Origin of the sequence: Gordonibacter sp. 28C, from assembly GCF_003339845.1 — a bacterium.
In the GTDB taxonomy this organism is placed as follows: domain Bacteria; phylum Actinomycetota; class Coriobacteriia; order Coriobacteriales; family Eggerthellaceae; genus Gordonibacter.
Genome location: NZ_PPTR01000003.1, coordinates 245,151 through 272,149 on the forward strand (window position 1 = coordinate 245,151; position 26,999 = coordinate 272,149).

Genomic DNA, 26,999 nt, shown 5'->3' on the forward strand with positions numbered 1-26,999 from the left:
CTGAATAAAGTTTGTGATGCGGCTGCATGAAACTGTATATTCTCTTGCGGGGATGAGAGCGGTTTATATGCTGGTCAAATTGTCGCATATCAAGGCGACACCGGCGCGGCGGGCTTTTCGTAGGGGCGCTCTGGAGAGCGCCCCTACGGGACGACCCGGATGGGTTTCCCCTAGCCTTCGAACACCCGCAGCTTCATGCCGGCCTCCTCGAGCATGGACATGGCCAGTTCGTCGGGGTACGGGTTCTGGTAGACGATCTCCTCGATGCCCGCGTTGATGAGCATCTTGGCGCACACGATGCAGGGCTGGGTGTTCACGTAGATGGACGCGCCCGTGATGTTGATGCCGTAGCGCGCCGCTTGGATGATGGCGTTCTGCTCGGCGTGCAGGCCGCGGCAGATTTCGTGGCGCTGCCCGCTGGGCACGCCGAGCTGCTGGCGCAGGCAGCCCGTCTCGGCGCAGTGGCGCATGCCGGTGGGCACGCCGTTGTAGCCCGTGGCAAGGATGCGGCGGTCCTTCACGATGACGGCCCCCACCGCACGGCGCATGCAGGTGGTGCGCGTGGCGACTTCGTTCGCCAGCTTCATGAAGTACTCGTCCCAGCTGGGACGGTGGTCGAGCGGCTCGCTCATGATGCTTCCTTTCAACATGCGGGGCGACGGAAGGGGCGGCGCGGCGCCCAGTCGCTCGGGTCAACCTGTCCGCGGGCGGCGGCGCGACCACCCAGTCGCTCAAACAGTCCTCGCTGCGCTGCGGAACTCGCTTTGTGGGCGGTTGCGCCGCCGCCCGCTGCTTCTTCGCCTCGCGGAACTCGCTTGGGGGGCGTCGCGCCGCCCTTCCGTCTTCTCCGTTGCTCTCAGTTGCCTCGGCGAACGCTCGCATCTCCGGTGCGGGGGTTCGTGAATCTGCTCTTCCGTTAAAGGGGATTCAACCTGCGAGGGTTTCTTCCTCCTACTTCGTGCCGAAGATGCGGTCGCCGGCGTCGCCCAGGCCGGGGACGATGTAGGCGTGTTCGTTCAGGCCCTCGTCGACGGCGCAGGTGTATATCTGCACGTCCGGATCGGCGGCGAGCACGGCCTCGATGCCGACGGGGGCGGCCACGAGCACCATGAGCTTGATGTTCTTCACGCCGAGTTTCCGCAGGTACTCGATGGCGGCAACGGCCGAGCCGCCGGTGGCCAGCATGGGGTCGACCACGAGCACGTCGCGCTGGGCGATGCTGTCGGGCATCTTGGCATAGTACTCGTGCGGCTCGTGCGTGTCGGGGTCGCGGTACATGCCCAAGTGCCCCACGAACGTGGAGGGCATGAGCTCTTGGACGCCCTCCACCATGCCCAGGCCCGCGCGCAGGATGGGCACGATGACCATCTTCTTGCCGGCCACCTGCTTGCACGTGGTCTTGCAGATGGGCGTTTCCACCTCCACGTCTTCCAGGGCCAGGTCGCGCGTGGCCTCGTAGCCCTCGAACAGGGCCAGCTCGCGCACGAGGGCGCGGAAGTCCTTCGAGGACGTTTCCTTGTTGCGCAGTTTCGACAGCTTGTGCTGGACCATGGGATGGTCGACGATGGTGACGCGCTCGTAGTGCATGGACGATTCCTTTCTTACAGGTTCGGCAAGGTCAGCGAGAGCTTCCGCAGTGCCCCGGATCGCCGCGTTGCGCGGCCGCGCGTGCTTTGCACGTAAGGGCAAGCGCAAAAGCGGCGAGACGGGGTGCTGCGGAAGGCCGCAGCGTCGACCCGTTCCGCCGGCCGGCAGGCCGGCGGAACGTCGGCTCCTAGTAGTCGAGCTCGGGGTACAGCGGATGGGCGGCCAGGAGGGCGTCCACCTTCGTGCGGACGTCGGCGAGCTTGGCGTCGTTCTCGGCGTTGAACACCGTGGCGGCGATGAGCTGGCCCACCTCGTAGAAGTCGTCGGCCGAAAAACCGCGCGTGGTGGCCGCGGCGGAGCCCACGCGGATGCCGCTCGTGACGAACGGGCTGCGCGGCTCGTTGGGAATGGAATTCTTGTTCACCGTGAGGCCCACGCTCTCCAGCAGCTTCTCGGCGTCCTTGCCGGTGACGTCGGCGGGCGTGAGGTCGACGAGGCACAGGTGGTTGTCGGTGCCGCCGGACACAAGGCGCAGGCCGCCGTCCATCATGCCCTGGCCCAGCGTGCGGGCGTTCTCCACCACGTGGCCGATGTACTCTTTATAAGAAGGTTGCGCGGCCTCGCCGAACGCGACGGCCTTGCCGGCGATGACGTGCATGAGCGGCCCGCCCTGCGAGCCGGGGAACACGGCCTTGTCCACCTTCTTGGCGATGTCCTCGTCGTTCGAGAGGATGAAGCCGCCGCGCGGGCCGCGCAGCGTCTTGTGGCTCGTGGACGTGACCACGTCGGCGTGCGGCACGGGGCTGGGATGCGCGCCCGCGGCCACGAGGCCGGCGATGTGCGCCATGTCCACCATGAAGTAGGCGCCCACCTCGTGCGCGATGGCGGCCATGCGCTCGAAGTCGATGATGCGCGGGTACGCGCTCGCGCCGCCCACGATGAGCTTCGGGCGGCATTCCTTGGCGATGCGCTCCACCTCGTCGTAGTCGATCGTCTCCGTTTCGGAGTCGACCCCGTAGCTGGCGAAGTTGTAGTGGCGTCCGGAGAAGTTCACCGGCGAGCCGTGCGTGAGGTGGCCGCCCTCGGCCAGGCTCATGCCCAGCACCGTGTCGCCCAGCTCGATGAGCGCCTCGTACGCGCCCAGGTTCGCGTTCGCGCCGCAGTGGGGCTGCACGTTGGCGAAGTTCGAGCCGAACAGCGCGCAGGCGCGGTCGCGGGCGAGGTCCTCCACGATGTCCACCTTCTCGCAGCCGCCGTAATAGCGCTTGCGAGGGTAGCCCTCGGCGTACTTGTTCGTGAGCACGCTGCCCACGGCCTCCATGACGGCGGGCGACGTGAAGTTCTCGGACGCGATGAGCTCGACCGAGTCGCGCTCGCGGGCGAGCTCCTGGCGCAGGGCGTCGGCGACGACGGGGTCGGCATCGGGCAGGTAGGTCAAAGGCATGGGCGGTTCCTTTCGCTGGCAAACGGAAATGTTGACATGCTAGCACAACGGCCCGCGCCTATCGGTTCGGCGCGGGCCGCCGGTTGGGGCTCACTTGGTTTCGAGGGCCATGATCTTCTCGACGCGGCCGGTGTGGCGGCCCTCCCCGAAGGGGGTGGACAGGAAGGCGTCGAGGATGGCGCGGTTCGTGCCCTCGTCGACGAAGCGGCCGGAGAGCGCGACGACGTTCGCGTCGTTGTGCTCGCGGGAGAGCTCGGCGAACTGCGGGGTGGTCACGTTCACGGCGCGGATGCCGTCGATCTTGTTCGCGGCCACGGCCATGCCGATGCCCGTGCCGCACACGAGCACGCCGCGCTCGACCGAGCCGCCCGCCACGTCGCGCGCCACGAGCTCGGCGTAGTCCGGGTAGTCCACCCGGTCGTCGTTGTCGGGGCCGCGATCGATCACGCTGTGGCCCTGGGAGACAAGGTAGTCCACCAGCGCCTGCTTCTGCTCGAAGCCCGCGTGGTCGCTGGCGATGCTGATGTTCATAAGGCGGTTCCTTTCTTCGTGCCGATCGTGTTCGTAGGGGCGCTCTTCAGAGCGCCCGTTCCGCCGCAGGCGGAAAAGCAACCGCGGGCCATGTTTTCGCGCTTCGCGCGAACGGGCGCTCTGGAAAGCGCCTTTACGGAAGACCCGCACGTCTTGCATGCGATTGCGCTCGGACCGCTCGCGCCGGGCGGGCAGCAGCCCGCCCCTACGGCGAACCTGCGGGTCGTTCGCAGGCGGATCATGTCGTCATCGTGCGTCTCACGGCCCTCTCCCAGCCTTGCAGCAGCCTGGCGTGGCGGGCGTCCTCCATGCCCGGCTCGTAGACCGTGTCCGACGAGCGCAGGTCGCACAACCGCCCGGTGTCCTTCCAGAAGCCGGTGCCGAGGCCCGCCAGGTACGCTGCGCCCAGGGCCGTCGTCTCCGTATTCTGAGGACGGCGCAACGGCGTGCGCAAGAGGTCGCTTTGGAACTGCATGAGAAAATCGTTCGCCGACGCCCCGCCGTCCACCTTGAGCACCTTGAGCGGCAGGCCCGCGTCGGCCTCCATGGCCACGGCCAGATCGTGCACCTGGTAGGCCAGCGACTCCAGCGCCGCGCGCACGACGTGCGCCCGGCTCGTGCCGCGCGTGAGGCCGTAGACGGCGCCGCGCGCCTCGGCGTCCCAGTACGGCGCGCCCAGCCCCGTGAAGGCGGGCACCACGTACACGCCGCCCGTGTCGGGCACGCTGCGCGCGATGGCGCACGTTTCCGCCACGTCGTCGATGAGGCCCAGCTCGTCGCGCAGCCATTGCAAGAGGGCGCCGGCCATGAACACGCTCCCCTCGAGCGCGTACTCGGGGCCCTCCGCGCCCGGCGCGGAGGCGGCCAGCGTCGTGACCAGGTTGTGGGTGGAGCGGCACGCCTCCCCGCCCGTGTGCATGAGCAGGAAGCAGCCGGTGCCGTACGTGTTCTTCGCCTGACCGGCCTCGAAGCAGCACTGTCCGAACAGCGCGGCCTGCTGGTCGCCCGCCACGCCGCGGATGGGCACGCCGCCCACCACGCCGGGGTTCGCCGTGACGCCGAAGTCGGCCGACGAGGGGCGCACGTCGGGCAGCATCGAGGCCGGCACGCCGAACAGGTCGAGCAGCCACGGGTCCCAGCGCATCTCATGGATGTCGTAGAGCATGGTGCGGCTGGCGTTGGTCACGTCGGTGGCGTGCACCCGCCCGTCCGTGAGCGACCACACGAGCCAGCTGTCCACCGTGCCGAACGCCAGCTTGCCGGCTTCGGCGTCGGCGCGGGCGCCGGGCACGTGGTCGAGCATCCACTTGATCTTGCTGGCCGAGAAGTAGGCGTCGGGCACGAGGCCCGTCTTGTCCGCGATGCGGCGGGCCACGGACGCGTCGCCGCAGAGCTCTTCCACGATGGGCGCCGTGCGGCGGCACTGCCACACGATGGCGTTGCCCACGGGCTTGCCCGTTTCGCGGTTCCACACCACGGTGGTCTCGCGTTGGTTCGTTATGCCGATGCCGTCGATGTCGGCGGGACCCAGGCCGTGCGACACGGTGAGCTCGGTGAGCGCGCCCAGCTGGGAGGAAAGGATGTCGAGCGGGTCGTGCTCGACCCATCCCGGTTGGGGGTATATCTGCGGAAACGGGTTCTGCACCGCGTCGACGACGCGCCCGTCGGCATCGACGAGCATGGCGCGCGACGAAGTGGTGCCCTGGTCGAGCGCTATGACGTAGGCTTTTCGCATGCGTGCTCCTCAATCCACTGTGCCACATCAGTATAGACCTGCGCGCGTCCGGGCTCGTTGAGTATTTCGTGGCGCATGCCCTCGTAGACGATCTCGTCCACGCGTTCCACGCCGGCGCCGCGCAGGAGCTCGGCGGCCGCGTGGACGCCCTTGCCGCAAGCACCCACCGGGTCCTCGGCGCCGGCCACGAACAGCACGGGCAGGTCGCGGGGCACCTTGGCCGCGCAGGAGCGCGTGACCACCTCGCCCGTGAGGTCGGTGAGCGTGGCGTAGCCCCCTGCGGAGAACATGACGCCGCACAGGGGGTCGGCGATGTAGGCGTCGACGACGGCCGGGTCGACGGATATCCAATCGAACGGCGTGCGGGCGTTCTCGATCTGCTTGGCGAAGGCGCCGGCACCCAAACCGTCGAGGAAGGAGCTCTTGTAGTCCTCGCCCTTCGAGGCGGCGATGCGGCGCGCAAGGAAGTTGCCGGCCTTCGACAGCGCGAGCGGCTGCTGGCCCGTGCCGCAGACGACGGCCGCGGCCAGGCCCTCGGCGTAACGGGCCAGATAGGCGCGCACGACGAAACTGCCCATGGAATGGCCGAACAGGACGTAGGGAACCTGGCGCGCGTAGCGGGCGGCAACCGTGCGGCGCAGCTCGTTGACGTCCTCTACGAGCACGTCCTTGCCGCCCTCGGCCGGCAGGCAGCCCAGCTTGGCGGGATCGGGCACGCTCTTGCCGTGGCCCACGTGGTCGCTCGCGCACACCACGAAGCCGCGGCCCACCAGGAAGCGCGCGAAGTCGTCGTAGCGCCCCAAGTGCTCGGCCATGCCGTGCACGATCTGCACGATGCCGCGCGGAGCGGGGCCGCGCGAGCCCGCCTGGCGCTCGGGCGCCCACACCAGGCCCCTGATTTGGGATGTGCCGTCGTGGGACAGGAAACCGATAGGAGTGGTGGAAACCGTCGAAGCCATGTACGCCCCCTGAGCTCGTCGAAGCCCTCATTATATCCGATAGACGCGAAGTTTCGGGCTGACGGACGCGAGGTGCGCGCGGGAGGGCCCTGCGGTCGATTCGGCGATGCGGCGACTCCGGATCGGCGGCCGCGCGGGAGGCGCGCCGCGCCGTTCGGGGGCGGATTACGAAAGCGCGCGGATGTCCGCGATGGTCACGGCGCCTTCGCGCACCACGACCGGATGGTCCTGCGTGCAATCGAGGACGGTGGAGGCCGTGCCGCTCTTGTCGCCGTCGGCCTCGTCGGCCACGACGACGCCCACGCGCTCGGCGAAGGCCGGGTCGACGGCGTCGAGCAAGCGCGGAGCCCTGCTGCCGGACACGTTGGCCGACGTCGTGGCCAACGGGCAGCCGGCGGCGCGCACGAGCGCGAGCGCCGTGGCGTTGTCGGGCATGCGCAGGCCGATGGTGCCCTCGGCCGAGCGGAACGCCCGGGGCACCTCGTCGCTCGCCTTCACGACGAGGGTGAGCGGGCCGGGCCAGAACGTGCGCGCGAGCGTGCGGGCCAGATCGGGCACGACGCGCCCGTAGCGGTCGAGGTCGTCCAATCCGCCCACGAGCCAGGCGATGGGCTTGCCGGCGTCGCGTTCCTTGAGATCGTAGAGCACCTGCGGGTCGCTCGCCGCGCCCACGGCCACGCCGAGCCCGTACACGGTGTCCGTGGGGAAGATGACGGCGCGCCCGCGCCTGAGCGCGTTCGCCGCCTGGTCTATCGTGCTGGTCTGCATAGCCCCGCCCCGCCTCGCCACTTGGCACGCGCCGCCCCGGAAGGCTGCGGCCGCATGCGGCGTTCCATTCGTCGTCACCTGCCGTTTTCCCTTGCTTGGCAAGGGGCTAGCATTGTAGCACTCCTGCGCGAAGAAGCAAAACCGCCCGCCGGGCGATGAGACGGAAGGATTGCCGAGATCCCTCTCCCGCCGCAGGTCGCCGCGATGGAGCCGAGCCGACACGCACCGAACCCTGGTCGCAATGGCACAAAAATCACCGATTCCCTGCGTTGGAGGGAGGTCGCCGGCCGGATCGACCAGACGCGTTTGGTGCGATTCGTTCGTTTTCCCAGATGGCGAAACGCGAATGCGAGCGAACCCGTTCCTCGAAGCCCCGAACGTGCAGAGGATCGGTGATTATTGTGCCATCGACGGGCGACCCGAACGCCTTCGGCGGCCTTCAGCGCGCGCGGCCGTCCGAAACGAGCGCGTACTTGCGCCTGATGCGCTCGAGCTTCTTGCGCCAAGGGGCGTAGAGCGCGGCGAGGAACGCGACGGTGGCCGCGCCGTGCACGAGGTCGAACGGCAGGCCCGCGCCGTAGACCAGCAGCGCGCCCTGCCAAGTGAGGGGGTTCACGAACCCCACGACGTACCACGAGTTGAGCAGGAAGCCGTACAGCAGCGCCGACAGGAAGCCGTACGCGTAGACCGCCCATCGCCGCTCGAACGCGCCGCGCTCGGCCAGCACGCCGGCGAGGTAGCCCACAAGCCCCCAGGCGTACATCTGCCACGGCGTCCACGGGCCCTGCCCGAAGAAGAGGTTCGACACGAGCGCCGCCAACGCGCCCACCATGAAGCCGCTGCGGCGGCCGAACACGACCCCCGCCAGAATGCAGATGGCCGAGACGGGCTTGAAGTCGGGGATGGGCGCGAACAGGATGCGGCCGGCGGCGCCCAGCGCGCCCAGCACCACCGTGGGCATGATCTGTCGCAGGGCCGGGCGCGACGCTTCGAAGCTGGCGAAGAACACCGCCAGCGCCGCCAACGTGACCGCCAGCGTGAGCAGCGCCGTTTGCTCGATCTGGAAGAAGGCGCAGGCGGCGAGCGCGACGGGCACCGCGACAAGCGCGGGCGCCTCGAGGCGTCGCAGGACGCGCGCGGTCATCGCGCTTCCTTGGTTCGTGCGCCCGCGGCCGCGCTTATCGCCTCATGGGCGCAGGCGTCCCAGAGTGCCAGGAAGCCGTCGGGCTGGGGGCGGTAGAACAGGTTGCGCTCGAAGAACTCGCAGGCGGGCTCGGTGCAGGCCGTCTCGCCGTCGAACAGCATGGACACGCGGTCGGCCACGCGCGAGACGAACGCCAGGTCGTGCGTGACCAGCACGACGGTGCGGCCCTCGCGCGCGCAGGCCGCGAGGGCGTCGGCCGCGTTGAGCTTCGAGCGGGCGTCGAGGCCCTTCGTGGGTTCGTCCAGCAGCAGCAGCTGCGGATCGGTGAGCAGCACCTTCGCCAGCGCGAGCTTCTGCTGCTGGCCGCCGGAGAGGTCGTAGGGATGCCGCCCGAGCAGGCCGTCCAGGCCGAAACGACGCGCAGCGTGCTCCACGGCGTCGTCGTCGTAGCCGCAGCGCACCTGCCACTCGCGCAGCTCTTCGCCCACCGAGTCGCAGACGAACAGGGCCTTGGGATCTTGCGGCAGCAGGGCCTGTTCGTTTCGCGCGGCGTTGCGAACCCGCCCGCGCTCGTGCTTGAGCGCGCCGGCCAGCACCCGCAGCAGCGTGGACTTGCCGCAGCCGTTGCCGCCCACCACGGCGTGGACCGTGCCCGGGGCCACGGCCAGGTCCGCGCCGCGCAGCACCCAGCCGCCGTCGCGCGCGTAGCGGAAGTGCACGTCGCGCGCCTCGAGGACGGGAGACGCGTCGTCGGCGTGGACGGAGCGACCGCGTAACGGGCGCGAGTCCCCTTTGTCATCCTGAGCGGAGCGCCGAAGGCGCGAAGTCGAAGGATCCCGCGCGGTGCCAACCGAAGGCGCCACGGCTAACGCCGCTCGGGATCCTTCGACTCCGCGCTGCGCGCTCCGCTCAGGATGACAAAGGGGACGGCTTGCGGCGCTCTGTTCGGGATGACAGGGGGGACAATTTGCGGCGCTACGTTCGGGATGGCAGCCCGCGTACGAGAAGCGCTCGAGGGGCACGGCCTCCACGCGCCCGTCGGCCAGCTCGAAGGCGGCGGTGGCGTAGGCGGCCATGGCCTCGGGCGCGTGGGTGGCCACCACCACGGTGATGCCCAGCTCGCGGTTGATGCGGAACAGCGCGTGGAGGAAACTCTTCTCGGCCACCGGATCCAGCTGCGCCGTGGGCTCGTCGAGCAGCAGCAGCTTGGGCTGCATGGCCAGCACGGCGGCCAGGTTCACCATCTGCTTCTGCCCGCCCGAGAGCGCGGCGGTGGAGTTGCGCACCCACGGCTCGATGCCGAAGAAGTGCGCCACCTCGGCCACCCGTCGGCGCATGGCGTCGGGCGGCACTCCCAGGTTCTCCAACCCGAACGCCAGCTCGTGCCACACGGTGTCGCACACGATCTGGTTCTCGGGGCTCTGCGCCACGTAGCCCGCGCACGCCGCCGAGCCGCGTTCGCGCCACGCCTCGTACGGCTCGCCGAAGAGCTCGAGCGTGCCGCGGCGGGCTCCCTCGGGGGCGATCTCTGGTTTGAGCGAACGCAGAAGCGTGGTCTTTCCGCTGCCGGTGTCGCCCACGAGCAGCGCGAACGAGCCGGCTTCCACGCACCAGGAAACGTCCGCGACCACGGGTTGACCGTCGGGATACGAGAACCCGAAGCCCGCCAGCCTCACGGCCTCCTGAGATTCCCTTGCCGTCACTTCCATCGAACGTCCTCCACGATCTGCAGAACCAGGGGCAGGAACACGAGCGCCGCATAAGGCGCGTAGCCCCACCATACCGCAAGCCGGCTCATGGTGGGATAGAACGAGAACTGGGAGCACGCCGTCCATGCCAGGAACGCGTTCGCGCCCACGAGCAGCGCGAGCACCGCCAACGCCGCGGCGTCGCGCGCGCGGAAGCGAAAGCGCCGGTACGCAGTGCGCTTGGGCGCGGCCCCCCATCCGCGTGCCCGCATGGCGTCGGCGGTCTCGAGCGAGTCTTCCATGCTCCAGCCCATGAGGACCGACACCTGCCTCAGGCGAAAGGTCCCCTTCTCCTTGGCCGAGCGCGGGCGCGCGACGCTCGCGGCCCGTTGGACGGCCTCGATCTCGGCGCCGCGACGCACGTACTGGGGCACGAGCCGAGCCGCGAACGACAGCATGAGCGCGATGACGGGAGCCGCGTTGCCGAACAGCGCCATGACCTTGTCGGTGGAGAACACGTGCGACGCGTTTGAGAACCAGAGCACGGCCGACACCAGCATGACGCCCATGCACAGGCCGAACGCCAGGCTTTCCAGGTAAACGGCGCGCGGGCCGATGCGGAACAGCTCCGTGGACCCCGATGCCGAGAACAGCGGGTTCGCCACCGACACGATGAGCAGCAGCGGAAGCTGCCAGGCCGCGCTGCGCACCGCCGCCCGCCAACCGCGCAGGTAGGCGCTGTAGGCGAAGCCCGAAACGAGCGCGAGCGCCAGGTACACGGGCTGGAGCGCCGCCATGCAGAACACGAGTACGGCCGCGAAGTACGCCAGCGCCACGCCGGGATGGTAGAGGTCGAACGCCGTCGTCTTCATGCCGGGCACCGAGTTGTCGCTTCTCCGCCGCGCATCGGCTACTCGCTCGCACTGAGCGCGTAGCGCCACAGCACCGCGTCGCCGTCTTGCAGCACGTAGTTGCCGCAGGAGTAGCTCGGATCGGCCCCGTTGACGTAATACTTCCAGCCGTCGCTGCCGCCGCGATGTCCTTCGGCCAAGCCGCCGATGGCGCTCACGTAGATGCCGAGCGGCGATTGCGAGGCGTTGACGGACAGCCCGCACGCCATGAGCGCGTCGTAGGCCGTGGCGCCCTGCGCGAACGTGGCCGTTGTGCCGCCCGACACCGGGCTGCCCACGGCCGACGAGTCCACGGTCACGCTCACCGTGACGGTGGCCGGACGGTCGGCGGAGGACTGGCCCGCGGCATCGGAAGAATCCGCCGCGGAGGAAGGGCCGCCGGGGACGGCAGGCGCGTCCCCTGACGGCGCAGCGGTCGCCGGAGCCGCCGCCTCCCCGTCTTCGACGGCCGCGTCGGCCCGCTCCTCGACTTCGGAGGGCGCGCCACCGTCGACATCGCCAGGCGCCTCGGCGGGCTGCGCTTCCTGCGTCGTCGCGAGCAGATCGGAGGGGCCGGGCGCCCCGGGAGCAGGGGCTGCCACGAAATACGCCGACACGGCTATGAGCGCAACGGACAGCGCCGCCGCGATGCCCGCGCCCGCCTTCTGCGCAGCGCTCAACGGGCCGCGCCCGGCGCGCTTCGAGGCGTCAGGCGACGCGTCCGCCGGGGCGCCCGAGCCTTCCCCGCCGCTTGCAGCCGGCTCGGCCGCGGCGTCCGTTCGAATCGGTGCGGGCGCGATGCGCTCGTCGATCTTCGGTTCTTCGGCCATGGGTTCAGCTCCTTCCCTTCGTGTTGCCAGCCGGAACGCCCGGTCGACGGCGAGCGAGCACGGCGTAGGCCGCAACGGCTGCCAGGCCCGCGACGCCCACGACGATGCCGCCGACGGCCCACGGGTTCACACCTCCCGGCGCGTCGCCGTCGACGGCGCCTCCGTCGGCGGCGGTCGCGTTCGCGCCGCCGAGAGATGAGGTCGCCCCCGCGGCCGCCTGCTCGGAAGCCTTGCCGGTGTCCGCCTTGGCCTGGACAGCCGCCTCCTGCGTCAGCGGAGCATGAGCGGCGGCCACCGTGCCTCCGAGCGGCGCCTGGGCGTTCGGCGTCGCGCTCGGCTGCGAGCCTTCCGCAGGCCGACCGCCCTGCTGCCCGGTGTTTTCAACCCATTTCGCATACAGCGTGAGCTCGGCTTCCGCGTTCAGCGCCGTGTCGAAGTTCCACGGGCTCGTGCACGCCTCGTCCGAGAACCAACCGCCGAACGTATAGCCGTCGCGCACCGGATCGGCCGGACGCAGCACCGCCTTCCCGCGCGCCACGTAGGCCGACGCGACGAAGGATCCGCCGCGCGCGTCGAACGTCACCTTCACGCCGTCCAGCCCCTTCAGGGCGAACAGCCGCCCGGCGTCGTTCGTGTAGTACAGGTTGCCCTTCTCGTCGGCCGCGACGGAGGCCATGCAGTAGCTCTGCTCGCCAGCGGCGGGCGTGAACAGCGCGTAGGCCGCGTCGTCGCCCAACCGGTAGCCGTACACGCCGCCCGGCAGGCCGTTGCAGGTGAAGTACGCGAACGTCCCGTCGCTTTGCACCGACACGAGCGGCGCCGACTGAGCCTCGCCCAGCCCGCCGCGAACCGTGCACTCGACGGAGAGCGACGCCAGGTCGATGACCGAGAGCGTGCCGTACCGCTGGTCGGCGTCGAGACCGCACACGAAGGCCTTGCCGCCCGCCACGGTCGGCGTGGAGGTGGACTTGGCGGCGAACTTCACGGAGCCCGTTTCGACCAGACGGTCGTCCTCGCGGGCGACGAGGTGCAGCACGCCGTCGCTCGACACCACGGCGAACAGGCCGGCCTCGCCCGAGCGCGCCGCAACGGGAAGGGCGACCACCCCCGCGCGAACCGAGGCGCCCACCTCGAGCGCCGCCTTCACCGCGCCCGTGCTCCCGTCCACCAGCTGCACGAGGCCCGCATCGTTGCCCACGACCAGGTCCGCGTCCGAAGCCGCAGCGCCGGCCCAGTAGTAGCCGGCCGCTCCGCCCTGCTCGGCCGGCTCGTCCCGCTGCTCCCACTTCACCGATCCGTCGCGCACGTCCACGCACAGGCGCACGCCGCCCGTGCCCAGGCCGCCGGCGCCCACCGCCGTGAAGGCGGCGAACGCGTACGAGCCGTTCACCGTGAGCGACGAGAGCGACTGGTAGCCCCGCTCGCCGTCCGTCTCGAGCGGCTTCGTCTTCCACACGCATACCAGCCCGTCGGCCGTGAAGGCGGCCAGGCTGCCGTCGTCGGACGGCACGATGACCACGCCGTCAGCGTAGACGGGACGGTTGCAGTAGGCGCTCGCGCCGCCCACGTTCGCGCGCAGGTCGTTCCCGCTGCGGTCTTTCTTGATCGTGCCGGTGGCTGCGTCGACCACCCGCAGCTCGCCGTTCACCACAAGGTACACGTCGCCGTTCACGATAAGCGGCTCCGACACGCTCACGTCGCCGGTCGCGCCCTCGCGGTAGTCGTAGGACCATGCCTGCTCCGCCGATTGCGTGGGCGTGGGGCGCTCGACCGCCGCACCCGCCAAGCCGCCGCCGAAGCCCGACCACGCGGAGTCGTAGCTCGGACGCGGGGCGTAGGGGTTGACGACGACCTCGTCCGTGTTGGGAAGCTCAGAGGCATCGGTGTAGCACCAGACCACCTGGTCGCCCGACTGGAGCATCACGCCGGAAGCGCCGAGCTGGGAAGGCTCGCCGTTCACGAACAGCTGCCAGAACGTCCAGACGCCGGGAGACGTCTCCTTTGAAGAGAGCTTCATCTCGGAATCGTAAGGCGAGGTGATCGAATTGAGGAACAGGCCGTATTCTGTCAGGGAGTAGTCGGCTTCAAGCCTTGTCGCGGCGAACAGCTGCTCGGTGAGGTCGGCCGCCGTCGCGCCCTCCGTCATGACGTAGCGATCCTCGTTCGCCCACACCTGCGCGTTCCCGTTCCCATCGAGGCCGATGACCTCGCAGGTGGCGGCCACTTGTCCGGGCAGTGCCGCGCCATCGGCCGCGTAGTACCAGGTGACGCTGTCGCCCGCTTGCAGCGCATAGCCCTCCGCGCCGACTTCGGACCAGATCCCGTTCACGAACAGCTGCCAGTACGCGCCGGAAGCCGAATCCCATCCGAGCGTTTGATCGGGATCGTACGGCGAGGTGACGTCGCTCAAATACCAGCCGTACGCCGTGTCGACGGTGCAGGCTATCCCCGCTTTCGCGAACAGCGCCTCGGAAAGGTCGGCCGCCGTCGAGCCTTCGTCTACGGCGAACGCCGTCTCGGAAACCCAGGTCTGCGCGTTTCCGTTTCCGTCGGCCCCGATGATGGAGCACGCGACGGAGAGCTTGTCGGTCGGCGCGGGATCGCCCCAAGCCGAATAGCACCAGATCACGCTGTCGCCGGGTTGGAGCGTGCAGCCCTCCGCGCCGGTCGATGCCGCTTGCCCGTTGACGAACAGCTGCCAGTAGCGCCCGGTCGCCTCGTCCCAGCGAAGCGTCAACCCGGCGTCGAACGGCGAGGTGATGGCGTTCAAAAAATAGCCGTACTGGCCGATGCCGGAGTCGACCGTCAGTCCCGCGGTCGCGAACGCCGCTTCGGACAAATCGGCCGCCGTGGCGCCGTTGTCGAGCGTGTACGGCGATGCCGCCGCCCACGTTTGCGCGGCGCCGTCCTTGTCGACGCCGATAACCGAGCAGGTGGCGGTGACGTAAGGATCTTCCAAACCGCTCGTGCCCTTGACCGTGAACGTGGCGGAGACGTCGCGCCCCGCCAGCTTCTGGAAGGCGGCGTTGTCGGGATAGCGCTCGGCGTAGCGGGCGTACTTCTCGCTCGCCAGACGCGACGAGACGGTGACCTGCGCGTTGTACTCGGGCTGGGTCACCAGCAGGTTCTCGTGCGACACCACCGTCGGCGCGCTCGACTTGAACAGGCGCCATCCGGCCGACCCCATGGGATCGTAGCCCGCCAAGTCGACCGGCACGATGCCGTCGCCAGCTGCAGCGGCCGCGTCGCGATCGTACGCCCAGGCCAGATTGCCGTCCGCATCGAAGTAGGCCTTCTGGAACGCGTGCAGGTCCGCCTCGACCGCCGAAGCGTCCTGCCCGTTCGCGAGGGCCGCGAAATAACCGGCCTCGGCGCGGTCCATCAGCGCGATCTCGCGGTCGATGCCACCCTGCTCCAGGGGGGTCACGCGAAACGAGAGCGCCTTCGAGGCGGTGATCTCCGCATTCGCCTTGTCCGTCACCGTGACGACGATGTCGACCGCAGCCGGCTCCTCGCCGGGCAGCGGGCGGTAGACCTTGCCGGCCCAGCCGTTGGGAACCACCGCGCCGGTGGAGGCGGAATACACCACCTGGTAGTACTTGCCGTCGACGCCGATGGTGCCCGGCTTCGGCAGGCTCAGGTCTCCCGTCAAGGCGTCTTTGTCCGCCACGGTGCCCGTTTCGGCAAGCTTCACGCTGTCGTAGGTGAAGTTCGCCTGCACCTTCTGTTCCAAGGCGGCCTTCTCGGCGGCAATTTTCTCGGGGTCGCCCTTGACCGTGACCTCGAACGTCTTGTCGATCGTCGTACTAGGACCGCCGGACGACGAAATGGTGCCTGCGGAAACGGTCGCCGTCAACGTGACGACGCGATCGGCAGCCGTGCGCGTGACCTTGCCCGTGTAGTCGGACCAGCCGTATCCGTCGACCGCGACCACGGAGGCGTCGGACGAGGCCCACGAGACGCTCGACCACGATTTCGCGACGCCCGAGCCGTCCGAGAGCTTGTAGGGCAGGGTCAGGTTTCGCGTGACGGCGATCGCCTCGTCGCCCGACGCGAAACCGGGAGCGAGGGCTGCGGCCTTCTGCTCGAGCAGCTCGGCCACCTTGCCGTCGTCCCAAGGGATGGTGCCGGCGTAGCCCGGCGCGTACTCGTACGTCTCGTCCGCACGCGAAAGCGTGAACACGAAGTCCATCTGCCGCAGCTGCGTGTAGGACATATACGATCCCGACGCCTTGTCGGGGTCCATGAAGAAGTATGTGATGCGGCCGTTCTCGTCGCCGTCGGCAACGGAAACGCCCACCGTGGCGTTCTCGTTCGTCTGCCGCGCCTGCGCCGATTTCGTCGTGACGGACACGTCGCCGCAGCCAAGCTCGGCCAGCTTCGCCTCCACCACGTCGTTGATGTTGTCGTCCTCGCCGTACACCGGGCTCGGTCTGAATCCGTCCTTCTCCAGCCTTTTCGCCGCGCCTTCGAGCGAATCCGAAGCCACGACGGCGCTCGAGGTGACGGCCTCGACCGAAGACGAACCGCTCGTCGCCGTGACCTTCAAGTACTTTCCAGCGGCCTCGGAGGGGATGGAGAGGCTCGCGGCATCCGCGTCGGCAAGCGGAACGAACGCGCCGTCCTTGCTCTCGGCCACGGACCAGGAAACGGTCACATCGCCCGTAACGTCGTCGCCGAAGCTCACGTTGGAAAGGCTTTTCGCCTGCACCTTCGCCGTGATCTCGTCGCCCGTGAACAGGTCTCCCGAACTGGGGCTGAGCGTTACGCGCAGCAGGTCGTACTCGCCCGCATCCAACACGGTGCACGCGGCGCTCTCCGGGTCGTTGCCTTCGACGAGCGCGTTGGCCGACACTTTGACCTGCTTGCCCACGAGCGACGCCGACAGCGCGAGCTTGCCGTCGGGGGCGACGCCCTCCGTCAAAGGCTGGTACTCGCCGTTTTCGCGCACCCACCACGAATAGGTCACCTTCGCGTCGGAGGGAGCGTCCTTCTCGTAATAGCCGTCTTTCACCTGCGCCGTAGGTGTGATGACGTTGCCCGCCTGCATGCCCTGCCCCGACGAGGCCAGCTTGACCGAAGAGAGCTCGTAAGCGCCCTCCAGCATGATCGGCCCGATGGGGTCGACGTAGGTCGAGCCGTAGTACGAGGGCTGTTTCGTGCTGACGACGGTGCCGTCGCTCACGGCCTTGACGCGAAGGTACTTGCCGAGCGACGATGAGCCGTCGATGGTCTCGCCCACGGTGTAGGTTTTGCCGGTTGCTCCGGGGATGTCCTTGAAGGCGGCGTCGGACGTGGTGTTGGTTTCGGCGTACTGCCACTGGTAGTCGACTGATGCGTTGTCCGGCACCTGCGCGTAGGCGCTTTCGTACGCCTTCGCGGTCAGCGTGGCGCCGACGCGCGCTGATCCTGATGCCTCCACCTTGTACAGCTCGACGGAGCCGGCTTTGACCACCGGACCGGCTGCCGAGGAATCCTTCTCGCCGTATCCGCCGTCGGCGCGCGCTTCGAGGTACTTGCCGAGCAGCGCGTCGGTCACGACGAGGACGTTGCCCGCAGCACCCTCGATCTTCTCGTCGGTGCCGTACGCGCTATCGCCGCAGTACCACGACCAGGTGACGCCCGGATCGTCCGTCACGTCGCCCGACGTCGCCGAGGCCGACGCGGTGACGACGTCGCCCACGCGCAGCTTCCCGGTCTTGTCGAGCTTGACCGACGTGACGTTGACGGACCCGGCCGCCGCGATCTTGTTCGTGGCGCGCGTGGTGTACGTGCTGCCGCCGACCTTCGCGGCAAGCTCGCACTTGACGTACGTGCCTTGGTAGCTCGCGTCGAGGGAAAGGCTTGCCTGCGTGGCGTCGGAGATTTCCGAGAACGAGGAGCCGTCGGAGCTGACGAGCCACTGGTACCCGAGCTTGTCGGGGTCGATGAAGCCGGACGCGCCCTTCTCCTTGGCCTGCGCGGTCACCGTGTCGCCGACCGCGTACACGTACGTGCTCGACGAGCCGTTGGACAGGGAGGCCGAGTAGATGTCCACCGCACCGGCGAGTTTGAAAGGCCCGTAGCCGTAGGGGTAGCCGAAGTCGACCGAGTTCGCACCTGCCGATGCCGAGACCGAAATGCACTTGCCCAGGTAGAATTCATCCGTAACGCTGAACGTGCTTCCAGTGACACCCTCGATGGCCGTCCACTCCGTCGAATAGGACGGGCTGCTCGTTTCAGCGTACTTCCAGGTGTAAGCGACGCCCTCGGCGACATACGTCGGCGCGAACGAGGAGCCCGTGTACGCCTTCGCCTCGAGCGTCGTGCCCAGCTCGAGGGAGGCGGGCTTCGCCAGCTCGACGCCGGACAGCTGGACGGCGGCGGCCGTCATAGGCATTGCTGTCGGCGCGGAATCAGACGCGGCGCCCCTTGCGGAAACCAGCTCGTCGGCAGCGAGTCGCTGAGATTCCACGGATTTCGCTAGAATCTCCTCCGCACCCTCCGTCGCATCTTCGTTTCGACCGCCAGTCGCCGAAACGATTTGGGAGGGCTCGGAAACGCTCTCTTCTTCCGAGACCTGACCGTCGGATACGCGCGGCTCTTCCTGCGCACCCAGATCGCCGCCCGAAGACGTGGCGGCATGCTCTGCGTCGAACTGGGGATCTCCTGCCCATGCGATGCTCGGCACAAGCGAGACCGCAAGCATCGCCGCGAGGACCATGGATAGGATCTTCTTGAAAACGCCCGTCTGCTTTGGGACGGCGGGATGCGCATCAGCGCATACGTGGATAAATCCGAACATAGTCGGAACCTCTCTTTCCAGGGCTTGAGGTGTGATGGATAGGTAATCCGACTTCGCTTCAACTGAACGGGATTCCGCCGCATACACGGAAGGCTTTCCGTCCATCTGCATTTACGGTTACTGGTATAGCGCGGGATTTCCACCCGCATTCCCCTGGAGCAGCCCGAAAGCAAACCCCGCACCGTGCCCGGCGCAACCATCTGTGCCAATATTCTGCTGCAGGTATTCTAGCATCGCGCAAGGCAAATCCATCGAGGAAGATGGCGCGCGTCCGATAGAGATGGGTTTTCGACGCGCTCTTGTCGAGCATCATGACCAACCTCGCTTTCCAGGGCTCCGGTCGCTCGGCTCGGTTCTCCGACTTCGCCCCCCGTAGAGGAGCTTCACGGTTACTGGCATAGCGCGGGATTCTCACCCGCATTCCCCGAGGCTGGTTCGCCTTGCGTCGTTCGCAATCCGATGGAGCCATATCGTGTTAAATATATTAACATATTTTAATTTCATTTCTACTAAATGTTATTAATATAATTGATAAATGTTAATAAATATTGTTGGTTATATGATTGACCATGCGATAATTTGCCGCATCGAAACAAGTTCTGTATGATGTAGCCTCGATGGCGCGAAGACGTTCAAAGCTGATGATCAGGCGAAAACTCCGCATAGTCGGCAAGGGCGATCGCACGTAACGCATGTTGCCACCTCAGGAAGCAAGCAAAGGATCAGACATGAACGAAGCCGCATTCGCGCAATGGGCGCGCGAGCATAACGAAGGCGAAGAATTTCATTGCAAGAAAGACCAGGTGTACGTTCTGTCGTGCGGTAGAAAAACCTACACATGGTTCGTCAAAGAGGGAGTCATGTTCACGGCCATGCAAACCGAGAATAGCGAAGGGGAGCTTGCCAATAGCGTCTGGAGAAAAGACAACATGGTGCATTCTCTCGACGAAGACATCATGCTGCCCTTTCACGCCCTCACTGATGCAACGCTCGTCCGATACTCGTCAGCAGAGCTCAACCGGCAAATCAGAGAAGACGCGAAATTGAGCTGGTGGCTTGCCGAATACTATCACAACCAGTTCACTAGGACTCTTTCGAACTACCGCCACGCCGCCTTGGACGCTTCCGAAGATAGACTCGCCTATCTCGAGGACATGTTCGCGCAAATCGACGAGCTGAAGGGGGAGCGCATCAGCGACGCGACGCTCGCATCTTTTATGGGAATGCACCGCGTATCCGTGAGTCGTATCAGGAAAAAGCTCGCCAAGGAAAAATCTAATTAAGCCCCGAGACCTCGCATCATTAAGCATCCAGGGCCAAAGACGGTACTATTTATTATGATAGTATTTATAAACATGTGCTATAACCTTAGCATACGGTGGGAAACGGCACGGCCGCACTGCTGATGCACACAAGGAGTTTTCGATGACCGACAGCTTGCTTGCCTCTTGGGCGAAAGACCGCTTCGCGGGTGAAGATTTCCATTGCAAGAAAGGCCGTGTGTATGTGATTTCATGCGGCACGCGAACGTACACCTGGTTCGTGAAGGAAGGCGTCCTGTTCACGACGGCTCAATCTGAGCGCGGAGAGGACGAGCTTGCAAACACCATCTGGCAAAAAGACTGCATGATCCACTCGCTCGACGAGGACACCATGCTTCCATTGCACGCACTCACCGATTGCGTACTCGTACGCTACCCATCCGAAGAGATCAATCGACAGCTCAAAGAAGACCCGGAGCTCGGCTGGCTGCTTGCCGAGCATTATCACGATCAGTTCACGAGCACACTCGCGAAATACAAGCATGCCGCGCTCGATGCATCCGAAGACCAGCTCGAGTACTTGGAGGACCTGTTTTCGCAAATAGACGAACTGGAGGGAGAGCGCATCAGCGATGCGACCCTCGCCACGTTCATGGGTATGCACCGGGTTTCGGTCAGTCGCGTGCGCAAGAAGCTCGATGAGCAGAAAACGAGCACCCCCCCCCCGGCCGTAAGGCCGATTGACTCGTACGCAGCGACACCTCCACCTCAGGTCGATAAGCTCAGGATCTTGGCAGAAGAACCGCCCGACATCGAACGGTCGGCTCAACCGGAAATCGCACGCCCGGCATGTCGCGAACCGCGACATGCCGGGCGCATCTGATCAGGGGGCTGTCTTGTCCAAGAGCGCCGGCACCGATGCAGGCCGAGACAATGCCGACCGTATCAGGCGTTACTCCAGCGGACGCGCCGGCATCGTCTCGGGCGAGAGCAGGCGCTTGTAATACGATCCGGTTGTATAAAGCGCCGCAGCCGGGTTGTGCGCGAGCACGCGGTCCTTCACGATCAGGTAGGTTACCGGTGCCTCCGAATGCTTGATGAACAGCGTGTCGTGACCGACGCACAAACCGACGATCACGTTGAGATCCGTTTCCTCCTCGTTGAGGACACGCGCTTGCACGATGGGGTTGCAGGTGGACTCGTGCTCGCCCGGACGCACCTTCACGTTGTCGGGAATGCCCGCTTTCGTCTTGTCGATACCGCCAACCTTGCACACGACCGCGCACACGCTGTCGAGCCCCTTCGCCTTGAGCACCTTCGCGAACTTCTGCGATTCATGCACCAGGCCCATGCAGGTTGCAATGCCGATCTTTTTCGCGCCGATCTTCTGAGCGAAGAGCACCACCTCCTCGACCCTTGTCAAACGGCCGTAGTACAATCCCTCGATTTCAGCCGCAGCCTTGAATATCTTGGACGTTTCCGGATCGTTGTTGTACTGGTCGAGCGCATAATCGAACTCTTCGTCCGGGGTGTGGGTGGTCATGCAGAACCCCGGCCAATCGCTGTCCAGATGATCGCAATGGAACACACCGCAATTCGCGCAGCTCTTGTTGTCGTAACTCATTGTTCCTCCTCCTTGGCTTCGTCCTCGTATCGGGCGAGCACGTAGCAGAGATCAGATATACGGTTGAAAAACGCAAGCGCGGCCGGGGTCGCCAACCCTTCATCGTCACAAGCGAGGATCACTCGCTCGCATCGCCGGGCAACGGTTCGCGCCACATGCAGTGCGGCGGAGCCAGCGGATTCTCCAGGAACCTGAAAGGAAAAACCCGAAGGGATGAGAGAACTGTACTTATCGATCGTCTGCTCAAGACCCTCCACGTCTTCGGCGCGAATGCGCGCTTCGCCCCCTAAGGTCGCCATCTCGGCCATCGAATGGACGAGTGAGCGCTGCAGCTCGTAGAGCACCTCCCCTACGCTATCATGGGAAACAAGCGCTCGTGCCAAGCCCAGTGACGCCTGCAGCTCGTCCACCGTGCCGTAGGCGTCGATGCGCGAACAGCATTTGGAAACGCGCTCACCCGAGTACAGCGAGGTCTCGCCTTGGTCCCCCGTCCTTGTGTAAACCTTCGCCATCGAAAGAACCTCCTCTTGCATCGGCGGTTCGTGCCGCATCGGACAAGTATACGCCGCTTTGACGGGACCGCCCCGAAAGACGGCCCCGCCTCGCTCGAAGCGGATCGCCGAGTGCAGCGGAAACGATCCGGCTTGAACGCTAAACCGGTTTTCCTAGTAGGTCACCGCAAAGAACTGCGACATGGCCACCGATATCGCCACTAGAACGAGCGCGTAAGGAACGACGCGACGCAAGACGCCGCCCTCTTCGCCGATTTTGTCGATGGACGAAGATGCCTGCTGAAGCTTGACCGGAGTGATAACGGACGCCAAACCAGCAGCGACTCCGCCGGAAGCGATGACCACGAGCGGGTTCAATCCCAGAATCTCCGAGCTAATGAGGTTGTACTTGGCGAACAGTGCGACGGTCGATGTTTCGGAACCCGTAACGAAGCCCGATACCAGACCGAGGAAGCCGTTCGCAACGGGATAGAACCACCCGAACGCGTCAGCGGCCGCATTGGCCCAAAGGCTGATGATGTTCTTGCTTTGGTCGACCAGAACCCAGGCGCCGCCATCACCGGTCGCCGTATATGCAGAGTACATCATGACGTAGGCGATGCAGAAGTAGATGATGGAGCTGATGGTGGGCGGAGCCCAGCGCTTGTTCCACTTCTTGAGAATCGCACCCCACGTGCCCTTCTTCGGCTTGATGATGAGCCACGAGGCGACAAGCGTGGAAACGAGCACCCAGAAGTACGCCTGCCACAGCGGACGCAAGGGCTGGCCGGCATCGCCGGGGAACAGGATGACCCTCGCTTCGAGGTCCGTGTACAAAAGGTCGTACAGCGGCGGGATGAAGTTCGTTATCAGGCAGAAGGCGATCAGCAGCGCCCAAGGGCTCAATGCCTTCCACAGCGGCATCGCCTTCTCCGCCTCCAGATCCTCCTCAGTGAGAACCGAGCGATCGATCAGCGGTATCTTGCGAAGCTTCATATAAAGTATCATGATTGCCAAAGTAACCGCAGCGGCGATTACGCCCGTCAAAACGATCCCGTAGCCAATGTAGGAAACGGCCATGGCGGTGAAGCCCATGCCAAGACCGGTGATAAGCGCAGGCACGATGCCCTGCTTGAGCAGTTTCGGGCCGCCTGCCATCATGAGCATGGCAAAGCAGATGCATGGCGTGATAACCGGCAGGTAATGCGAGAAGAAGATAGCGATATGCTGCACCGTGGGAGCGCCCCCGTCCGGCATCGTGAAACCGGCTCCCGTGAGGATGTCAGACAGCGTGACCACCGGGGCGGCGAGCATGGCGAACGTGCACAGCGAGTCGTAACCGATGCACGGCAGCGCGATGGATACGATGACCGAATAGCCCATCGCGAACATGATAGGCGGCAAGATGATTGCCGGCGTGGCGCCAACCGAAACCAGCGCCGTGCCGATAATCACGTTGACGATCATGATCTGGCAGGCTTTGCTGCCCGGAGCGAGAGTCTTAATAGCCACGACCGCGCGCTGCAAAGCACCCGTTTCTTGCATGAAGGTGATTTGCAGCAAAGCGAAGAAGCCCATGCCGGTGACAGCCATTGAAGCAAGCGCGCCCTTCGCCGATGCGATCAGCCCGATGTCGACCCCCGTGTCGAAGAAGAAGTAGGCAACGGCCATGACGGCAACCCAGCCGACGATGCCCGCAATGTCACCACGAATCTTGAACCCTATGATCAAAATCAAGATTAGGATAACGGGCACAAACGAAATTAATAGCTCCATAACGTATCCCCCTCCTTGAAGCTCGTTAGACGAGACCGAGGTCCTTGTTGAGAATCTCCACAGTCGCCTCCGCCGTTACGGTGTTTTGAAACACCCGGTTGAAGCCCATATCGGCAAAGCGACGCTCGATTTCGGGCCACTTGTTCACCAGGTCAAGCGGTGCGGCCACCTGCCCGCCGGCGTACAGCAAAATGTCCCCGATGCCGGCCTCAACGCACTTCTCACGCATACCCTCGCAATCGATGATGCCCATTCCGTACAGCGACGAGCACAGAATGGCGTCGGCGTTGATCTCGATTGCCGCGTTGATGAACTCCTCCTGCGGAACGACCGCGCCGAGAAAAGCCACCTGGTAACCAGCATCGCGGAACGCCTGGGTGAGCACCCAACCCCCGATCATGTGGGCGTCTTTGCCGATGGTGCCGATAACGACGGCCTTGTTCGGCGTTTTCTTCGTTTCGTTCATGAAAACCGCTACCTCCCTTTCGTTTCTCGAACCAGTATTCGTTTACACCTGCGGGGCAATGCGCGAGGCAAACTGCAGGTCACCAACCAGCATGCTGAAATCAAGGGGGCGACCCTCTATCTTCGCCCGGCTCTCCAGCTTCATGCGATGGTAATCACGCACCTCCTGCGGCACGGGCAGATCGCCCATATCCCAGTAGCGCTGGGCCTTCTCGGCATCGCGCATAAGGCGCACGTTTCCGTGGTTGTGCACCCACGGGGTGAGCATGGCGTCGATCCAACCCGCCTCGACCCCCTTGCACAGCGCAACGACCGCATCGCCATCGGCGACTTCAAGGCACTTGTCCAGAATGGAGCGGACCTCGAGCTCGATCATTTGCTCTTCCAATCGGTAGTCCTCGCCCGAAGTGTCGACGTGCTGCCTGCCGATAAGCGTGTCGAGGTGGCGCGCCATGCGAACCGCGTTCGACATGCCCTCCTTGGTCGGCGTGGCAAACGCCTCATCACGACACTTGAGAATGGCCGTGTCGATACCCGCCAGGAACGTGTCAACCGTGTTCCAGGCGATCATCGCCTCCGCCTCGTCAATGCGAGGAGGCCATGCGCCCAAAAACGGGAACGCGCCGGATGAGAACTTGATGTCGGTATAGCCGAACTTGTCCAGATACTCGCGCGCCAGCTTCTCGGTGACGTTGATGGTGGCGCAATCCTCGACAAGATGCATGTTGAGGCCAAGCTCGAAGTAGAATTGCTTGATACCCTGCGCAGCGCCGATGAGCGTCTGCGACGTCATAACGAGCGCCTTGAACCCAGGGGCATCGTAGCCGGTCAGGTTGGATGTGATATGGGGGGCGATGGGCACGCCGGCCTCGGTGTACTTCGCAGCCAACCTCGACTCGTATTGGTTGATGCGAATCTCCTCGGCGAGATCGATGTACTTGCAGTGCGCGATAACCTCCTGGAGCGAGCGGCAGTTGCAGGCGTTCCAACCGGAAGCGAGCGCGATCTCGGAAGCAAGTCGTCCATCTTCGTCGGTGGAGTTCATCGTTATCGGGGCCCGGACGGCTCGCTTCACCTTGCGAGCCTCCTCAACGCCGTGGTTCACGATAGGATAGCCGTTGAGCATGGTCTGCCCTTCGGCCTTCGTGCGCTCAAGACCCACTTGGGCCATGTCGAAGCTGCATTTGCGCGTATAGGAGTCGGTATAGAAGTTCCACACGCCGTTCGGCAGCAGCGGAGACTCGCTCTCGACATATTGCACGCCCTCGAGCAGCTGCTCGGTCAACGCATGCCCGAACTGCGGCTGCAGGTTGTGCACCTCGTTCTCGCGCGCTGCAAGCTGCCGCTCAGCGTAATTCTTCCCCGCCGAAAGCTCCTTGGCCGCAGCGATGCACTCGTCGAAGTCGGCTATCTCCTGCCCCGTCTTCCACATGGGCAGCACCTCTTCGTTTCTGATGCGGAAGAACTCCTCATCATCGAGTCGCACGTTGCGGATAGCCTCTCCTTGTCGTGCCATATTCCGTACCTCCTCGTTACTCGTTCGATAAATTCCAGCAACCGGCCATGCCTCAGCATTCGAGACGACCGGCGACACGCCCGAAAACTACGCACTCGGCAATACCGTTACCTCCTAACCGATCGATCCCGTGCACGCCGCCGCACACCTCGCCGGCCGCGTAGAGACCCGGGATGGGCTTCCCCTCTATATCGATGACGCGGGCCTCCGCATCGATGCGCAAGCCGCCCATGCAGTAGTGGACGGACGGCCACTGGGGTATTGCGTAGAAATCCCCGGAATCCAAGGGGGCCATCTGGCTTGTCATCGGCTTGCCGAACGCCTCGTCGACGCCGGTCAAGATAGCCGCGTTGTGCCGTGCGATGCCTTCTTCGAAGATGGCGGGGTCGAAGCCCGCTTGTTCGGCAAGGCCGGAAAGCGTGGCCGCCTTGCAGGCACGTCCTCGCTCCACTAGCCGCGCGATACCGTCCGCATCAATTCCTAGCAGCTCGAAGATCCGGTCGTTCAAAATCGAATAGGTTGGTTTGCCGCCCGCGTTCATCTGCGCGTTTGAAACATCCTCCCTGCTCGCCAGTTCGTTGACGAAACGCCGTCCGATGCCGTTCACGTAGACGAGCCCGTAGCCGGTGCCCGAATAGCACAAGAACGCCGCCTGGTCGATGCCCCCGGTTTTGGGGTCGGCGCAGGGATACAGCTGCACGAACTCCATATGAACCGCATCGGCACCGACCGCCTTGGCGAAGCGGATCATTTCTCCAGTCGCGCCCTTGTGATTCGTGCAGCTGTAGGCGGCGCTCAACGACGGCTTGTAAGCCGTGCGCAGCTCCACATCGCGGCCGTATCCCCCCGACGCGACGATCACGCCGTGCGCCGCGCGGATGTTCTTGACCGTTCCGTCATCTACCACGGCAACGCCCAGCACCCGCCCGGGGGGATTGTCGGCAAACGGGCGCCAGCCTTCTCTGAACAGATTGCGCACCGCAGCGTTGCGGCGAAGCTCCACGTGGCCGCTCGCAAAACACGCTTCTTGCAAAAGGCCCATCGTCTCGCTTCCCGAGCATGCCATCTGATAGCTGCGATACGCCGAATGGCCCCCGATGCGCGGCAGGCTTTTCCGAAACGGGATGCCCGCATCCACCAAAAAGTCGAGTCCCGCCGGGGCCTCCTTGGCCAGCACCTCGACGAGCTCCGGCACGTTGTAGAGTCCGCCCGCCCGCATCGTGTCGTCAAAGTGCGCTCTCCAGGAGTCCTCGCCCAAACCTAGCTCCTCGCGCAGCTTGAGCTTGCTGTCCCAGCAGCAATAACCTCCGCCCGCAATGCGCGAGTTCCCGCCGCTGTAGGGCATCTTCTCCAAAACGAGCACGCGCTCGTAGGTTTTCGCGGCCTCGCTCGCCGCAACGAGCCCGGCGAAGCCCGACCCTACGACGACAACGTCCGCAATTTCGTCCCACCAACCCTGATCTTCGTTGTCCAGCATGTTTCTCGCCGCCTTCCCCTTCTGGCTT

General features: G+C 65.4%; 20 protein-coding genes and 2 riboswitches. Of the genes, 2 read left to right on the forward strand and 18 right to left on the reverse strand.

What is annotated here, in order from left to right:
- Positions 1 to 170: 170 nt before the first annotated feature.
- From C1878_RS05270 to C1878_RS05325, 12 genes are all read right to left on the reverse strand, one after another.
- Positions 171 to 632, reverse strand: coding sequence for a cytidine/deoxycytidylate deaminase family protein (locus C1878_RS05270; protein ID WP_114600641.1), 462 nt, complete (start codon positions 630 to 632; stop codon positions 171 to 173).
- 319 nt (positions 633 to 951) lie between these two features.
- On the reverse strand, positions 952 to 1,587 hold the full coding sequence (gene upp / locus C1878_RS05275; RefSeq protein WP_114600642.1) for a uracil phosphoribosyltransferase: 636 nt from the start codon (positions 1,585 to 1,587) through the stop codon (positions 952 to 954).
- A 187-nt stretch (positions 1,588 to 1,774) separates the two neighbouring features.
- Positions 1,775 to 3,031, reverse strand: coding sequence for a serine hydroxymethyltransferase (gene glyA, locus C1878_RS05280; protein WP_114600643.1), 1,257 nt, complete (start codon positions 3,029 to 3,031; stop codon positions 1,775 to 1,777).
- A gap of 90 nt (positions 3,032 to 3,121) precedes the next feature.
- The gene (gene rpiB, locus C1878_RS05285; protein ID WP_114600644.1) at positions 3,122 to 3,562 is read right to left on the reverse strand and encodes a ribose 5-phosphate isomerase B; all 441 of its coding nucleotides are present in this window, start codon (positions 3,560 to 3,562) and stop codon (positions 3,122 to 3,124) included.
- 238 nt (positions 3,563 to 3,800) lie between these two features.
- A complete protein-coding gene (gene glpK / locus C1878_RS05290) occupies positions 3,801 to 5,297 on the reverse strand; it encodes a glycerol kinase GlpK (RefSeq protein ID WP_114600645.1) in 1,497 nt (498 codons plus the stop codon).
- Positions 5,276 to 6,256 (reverse strand): alpha/beta fold hydrolase, encoded by a 981-nt coding sequence (locus C1878_RS05295; protein WP_114600646.1) that lies wholly within the window; start codon positions 6,254 to 6,256, stop codon positions 5,276 to 5,278. Before C1878_RS05295 ends, glpK begins: the two co-directional genes overlap by 22 nt.
- Before the next feature lie 165 nt (positions 6,257 to 6,421).
- Entirely contained in the window at positions 6,422 to 7,024 is a 603-nt protein-coding gene (locus C1878_RS05300) for an L-threonylcarbamoyladenylate synthase (RefSeq protein ID WP_114600647.1), read from the reverse strand.
- Between the two features lie 439 nt (positions 7,025 to 7,463).
- Positions 7,464 to 8,168, reverse strand: a complete 705-nt coding sequence (locus C1878_RS05305) for an ECF transporter S component (RefSeq protein WP_114600648.1) — start codon at positions 8,166 to 8,168, stop codon at positions 7,464 to 7,466.
- Positions 8,165 to 9,877: an ABC transporter ATP-binding protein gene (locus C1878_RS16835; RefSeq protein ID WP_114600649.1), complete on the reverse strand. Its 1,713-nt coding sequence runs from the start codon at positions 9,875 to 9,877 to the stop codon at positions 8,165 to 8,167. Before C1878_RS16835 ends, C1878_RS05305 begins: the two co-directional genes overlap by 4 nt.
- Positions 9,868 to 10,728, reverse strand: a complete 861-nt coding sequence (locus C1878_RS05315) for an energy-coupling factor transporter transmembrane component T (protein WP_114600782.1) — start codon at positions 10,726 to 10,728, stop codon at positions 9,868 to 9,870. Before C1878_RS05315 ends, C1878_RS16835 begins: the two co-directional genes overlap by 10 nt.
- 38 nt (positions 10,729 to 10,766) lie before the next feature.
- Positions 10,767 to 11,576: a DUF4430 domain-containing protein gene (locus tag C1878_RS05320; protein ID WP_114600650.1), complete on the reverse strand. Its 810-nt coding sequence runs from the start codon at positions 11,574 to 11,576 to the stop codon at positions 10,767 to 10,769.
- Between the two features lie 4 nt (positions 11,577 to 11,580).
- Positions 11,581 to 17,949, reverse strand: a complete 6,369-nt coding sequence (locus tag C1878_RS05325; RefSeq protein WP_158539727.1) for a DUF4430 domain-containing protein — start codon at positions 17,947 to 17,949, stop codon at positions 11,581 to 11,583.
- A 480-nt stretch (positions 17,950 to 18,429) separates the two neighbouring features.
- Positions 18,430 to 18,561, reverse strand: a riboswitch (cobalamin riboswitch).
- A gap of 104 nt (positions 18,562 to 18,665) precedes the next feature.
- Positions 18,666 to 18,804, reverse strand: a riboswitch (adenosylcobalamin-variant (AdoCbl-variant) riboswitch).
- 284 nt (positions 18,805 to 19,088) lie between these two features.
- Between C1878_RS05325 and C1878_RS05330 the strand changes: the two genes are divergently transcribed.
- Both C1878_RS05330 and C1878_RS05335 read left to right on the forward strand, forming a co-directional pair.
- On the forward strand, positions 19,089 to 19,643 hold the full coding sequence (locus C1878_RS05330; RefSeq protein WP_114600652.1) for a Crp/Fnr family transcriptional regulator: 555 nt from the start codon (positions 19,089 to 19,091) through the stop codon (positions 19,641 to 19,643).
- A gap of 142 nt (positions 19,644 to 19,785) precedes the next feature.
- Positions 19,786 to 20,505, forward strand: coding sequence for a Crp/Fnr family transcriptional regulator (locus tag C1878_RS05335; RefSeq protein ID WP_114600653.1), 720 nt, complete (start codon positions 19,786 to 19,788; stop codon positions 20,503 to 20,505).
- A 69-nt stretch (positions 20,506 to 20,574) separates the two neighbouring features.
- Here the strand turns inward: C1878_RS05335 and C1878_RS05340 are convergent, their stop codons facing one another.
- From C1878_RS05340 to C1878_RS05365, 6 genes are all read right to left on the reverse strand, one after another.
- Positions 20,575 to 21,246 (reverse strand): DUF1847 domain-containing protein, encoded by a 672-nt coding sequence (locus C1878_RS05340; RefSeq protein WP_114600654.1) that lies wholly within the window; start codon positions 21,244 to 21,246, stop codon positions 20,575 to 20,577.
- Positions 21,243 to 21,758, reverse strand: a complete 516-nt coding sequence (locus C1878_RS05345; protein WP_114600655.1) for a cob(I)yrinic acid a,c-diamide adenosyltransferase — start codon at positions 21,756 to 21,758, stop codon at positions 21,243 to 21,245. Before C1878_RS05345 ends, C1878_RS05340 begins: the two co-directional genes overlap by 4 nt.
- 153 nt (positions 21,759 to 21,911) lie before the next feature.
- Positions 21,912 to 23,513, reverse strand: coding sequence for an L-lactate permease (locus C1878_RS05350; RefSeq protein WP_114600656.1), 1,602 nt, complete (start codon positions 23,511 to 23,513; stop codon positions 21,912 to 21,914).
- A 25-nt stretch (positions 23,514 to 23,538) separates the two neighbouring features.
- A complete protein-coding gene (gene glmS, locus C1878_RS05355) occupies positions 23,539 to 23,979 on the reverse strand; it encodes a methylaspartate mutase subunit S (protein WP_114600657.1) in 441 nt (146 codons plus the stop codon).
- A gap of 42 nt (positions 23,980 to 24,021) precedes the next feature.
- Positions 24,022 to 25,494 (reverse strand): hypothetical protein, encoded by a 1,473-nt coding sequence (locus C1878_RS05360; protein WP_114600658.1) that lies wholly within the window; start codon positions 25,492 to 25,494, stop codon positions 24,022 to 24,024.
- A 52-nt stretch (positions 25,495 to 25,546) separates the two neighbouring features.
- Positions 25,547 to 26,971, reverse strand: coding sequence for a flavocytochrome c (locus C1878_RS05365; protein WP_114600659.1), 1,425 nt, complete (start codon positions 26,969 to 26,971; stop codon positions 25,547 to 25,549).
- Positions 26,972 to 26,999: the final 28 nt, after the last annotated feature.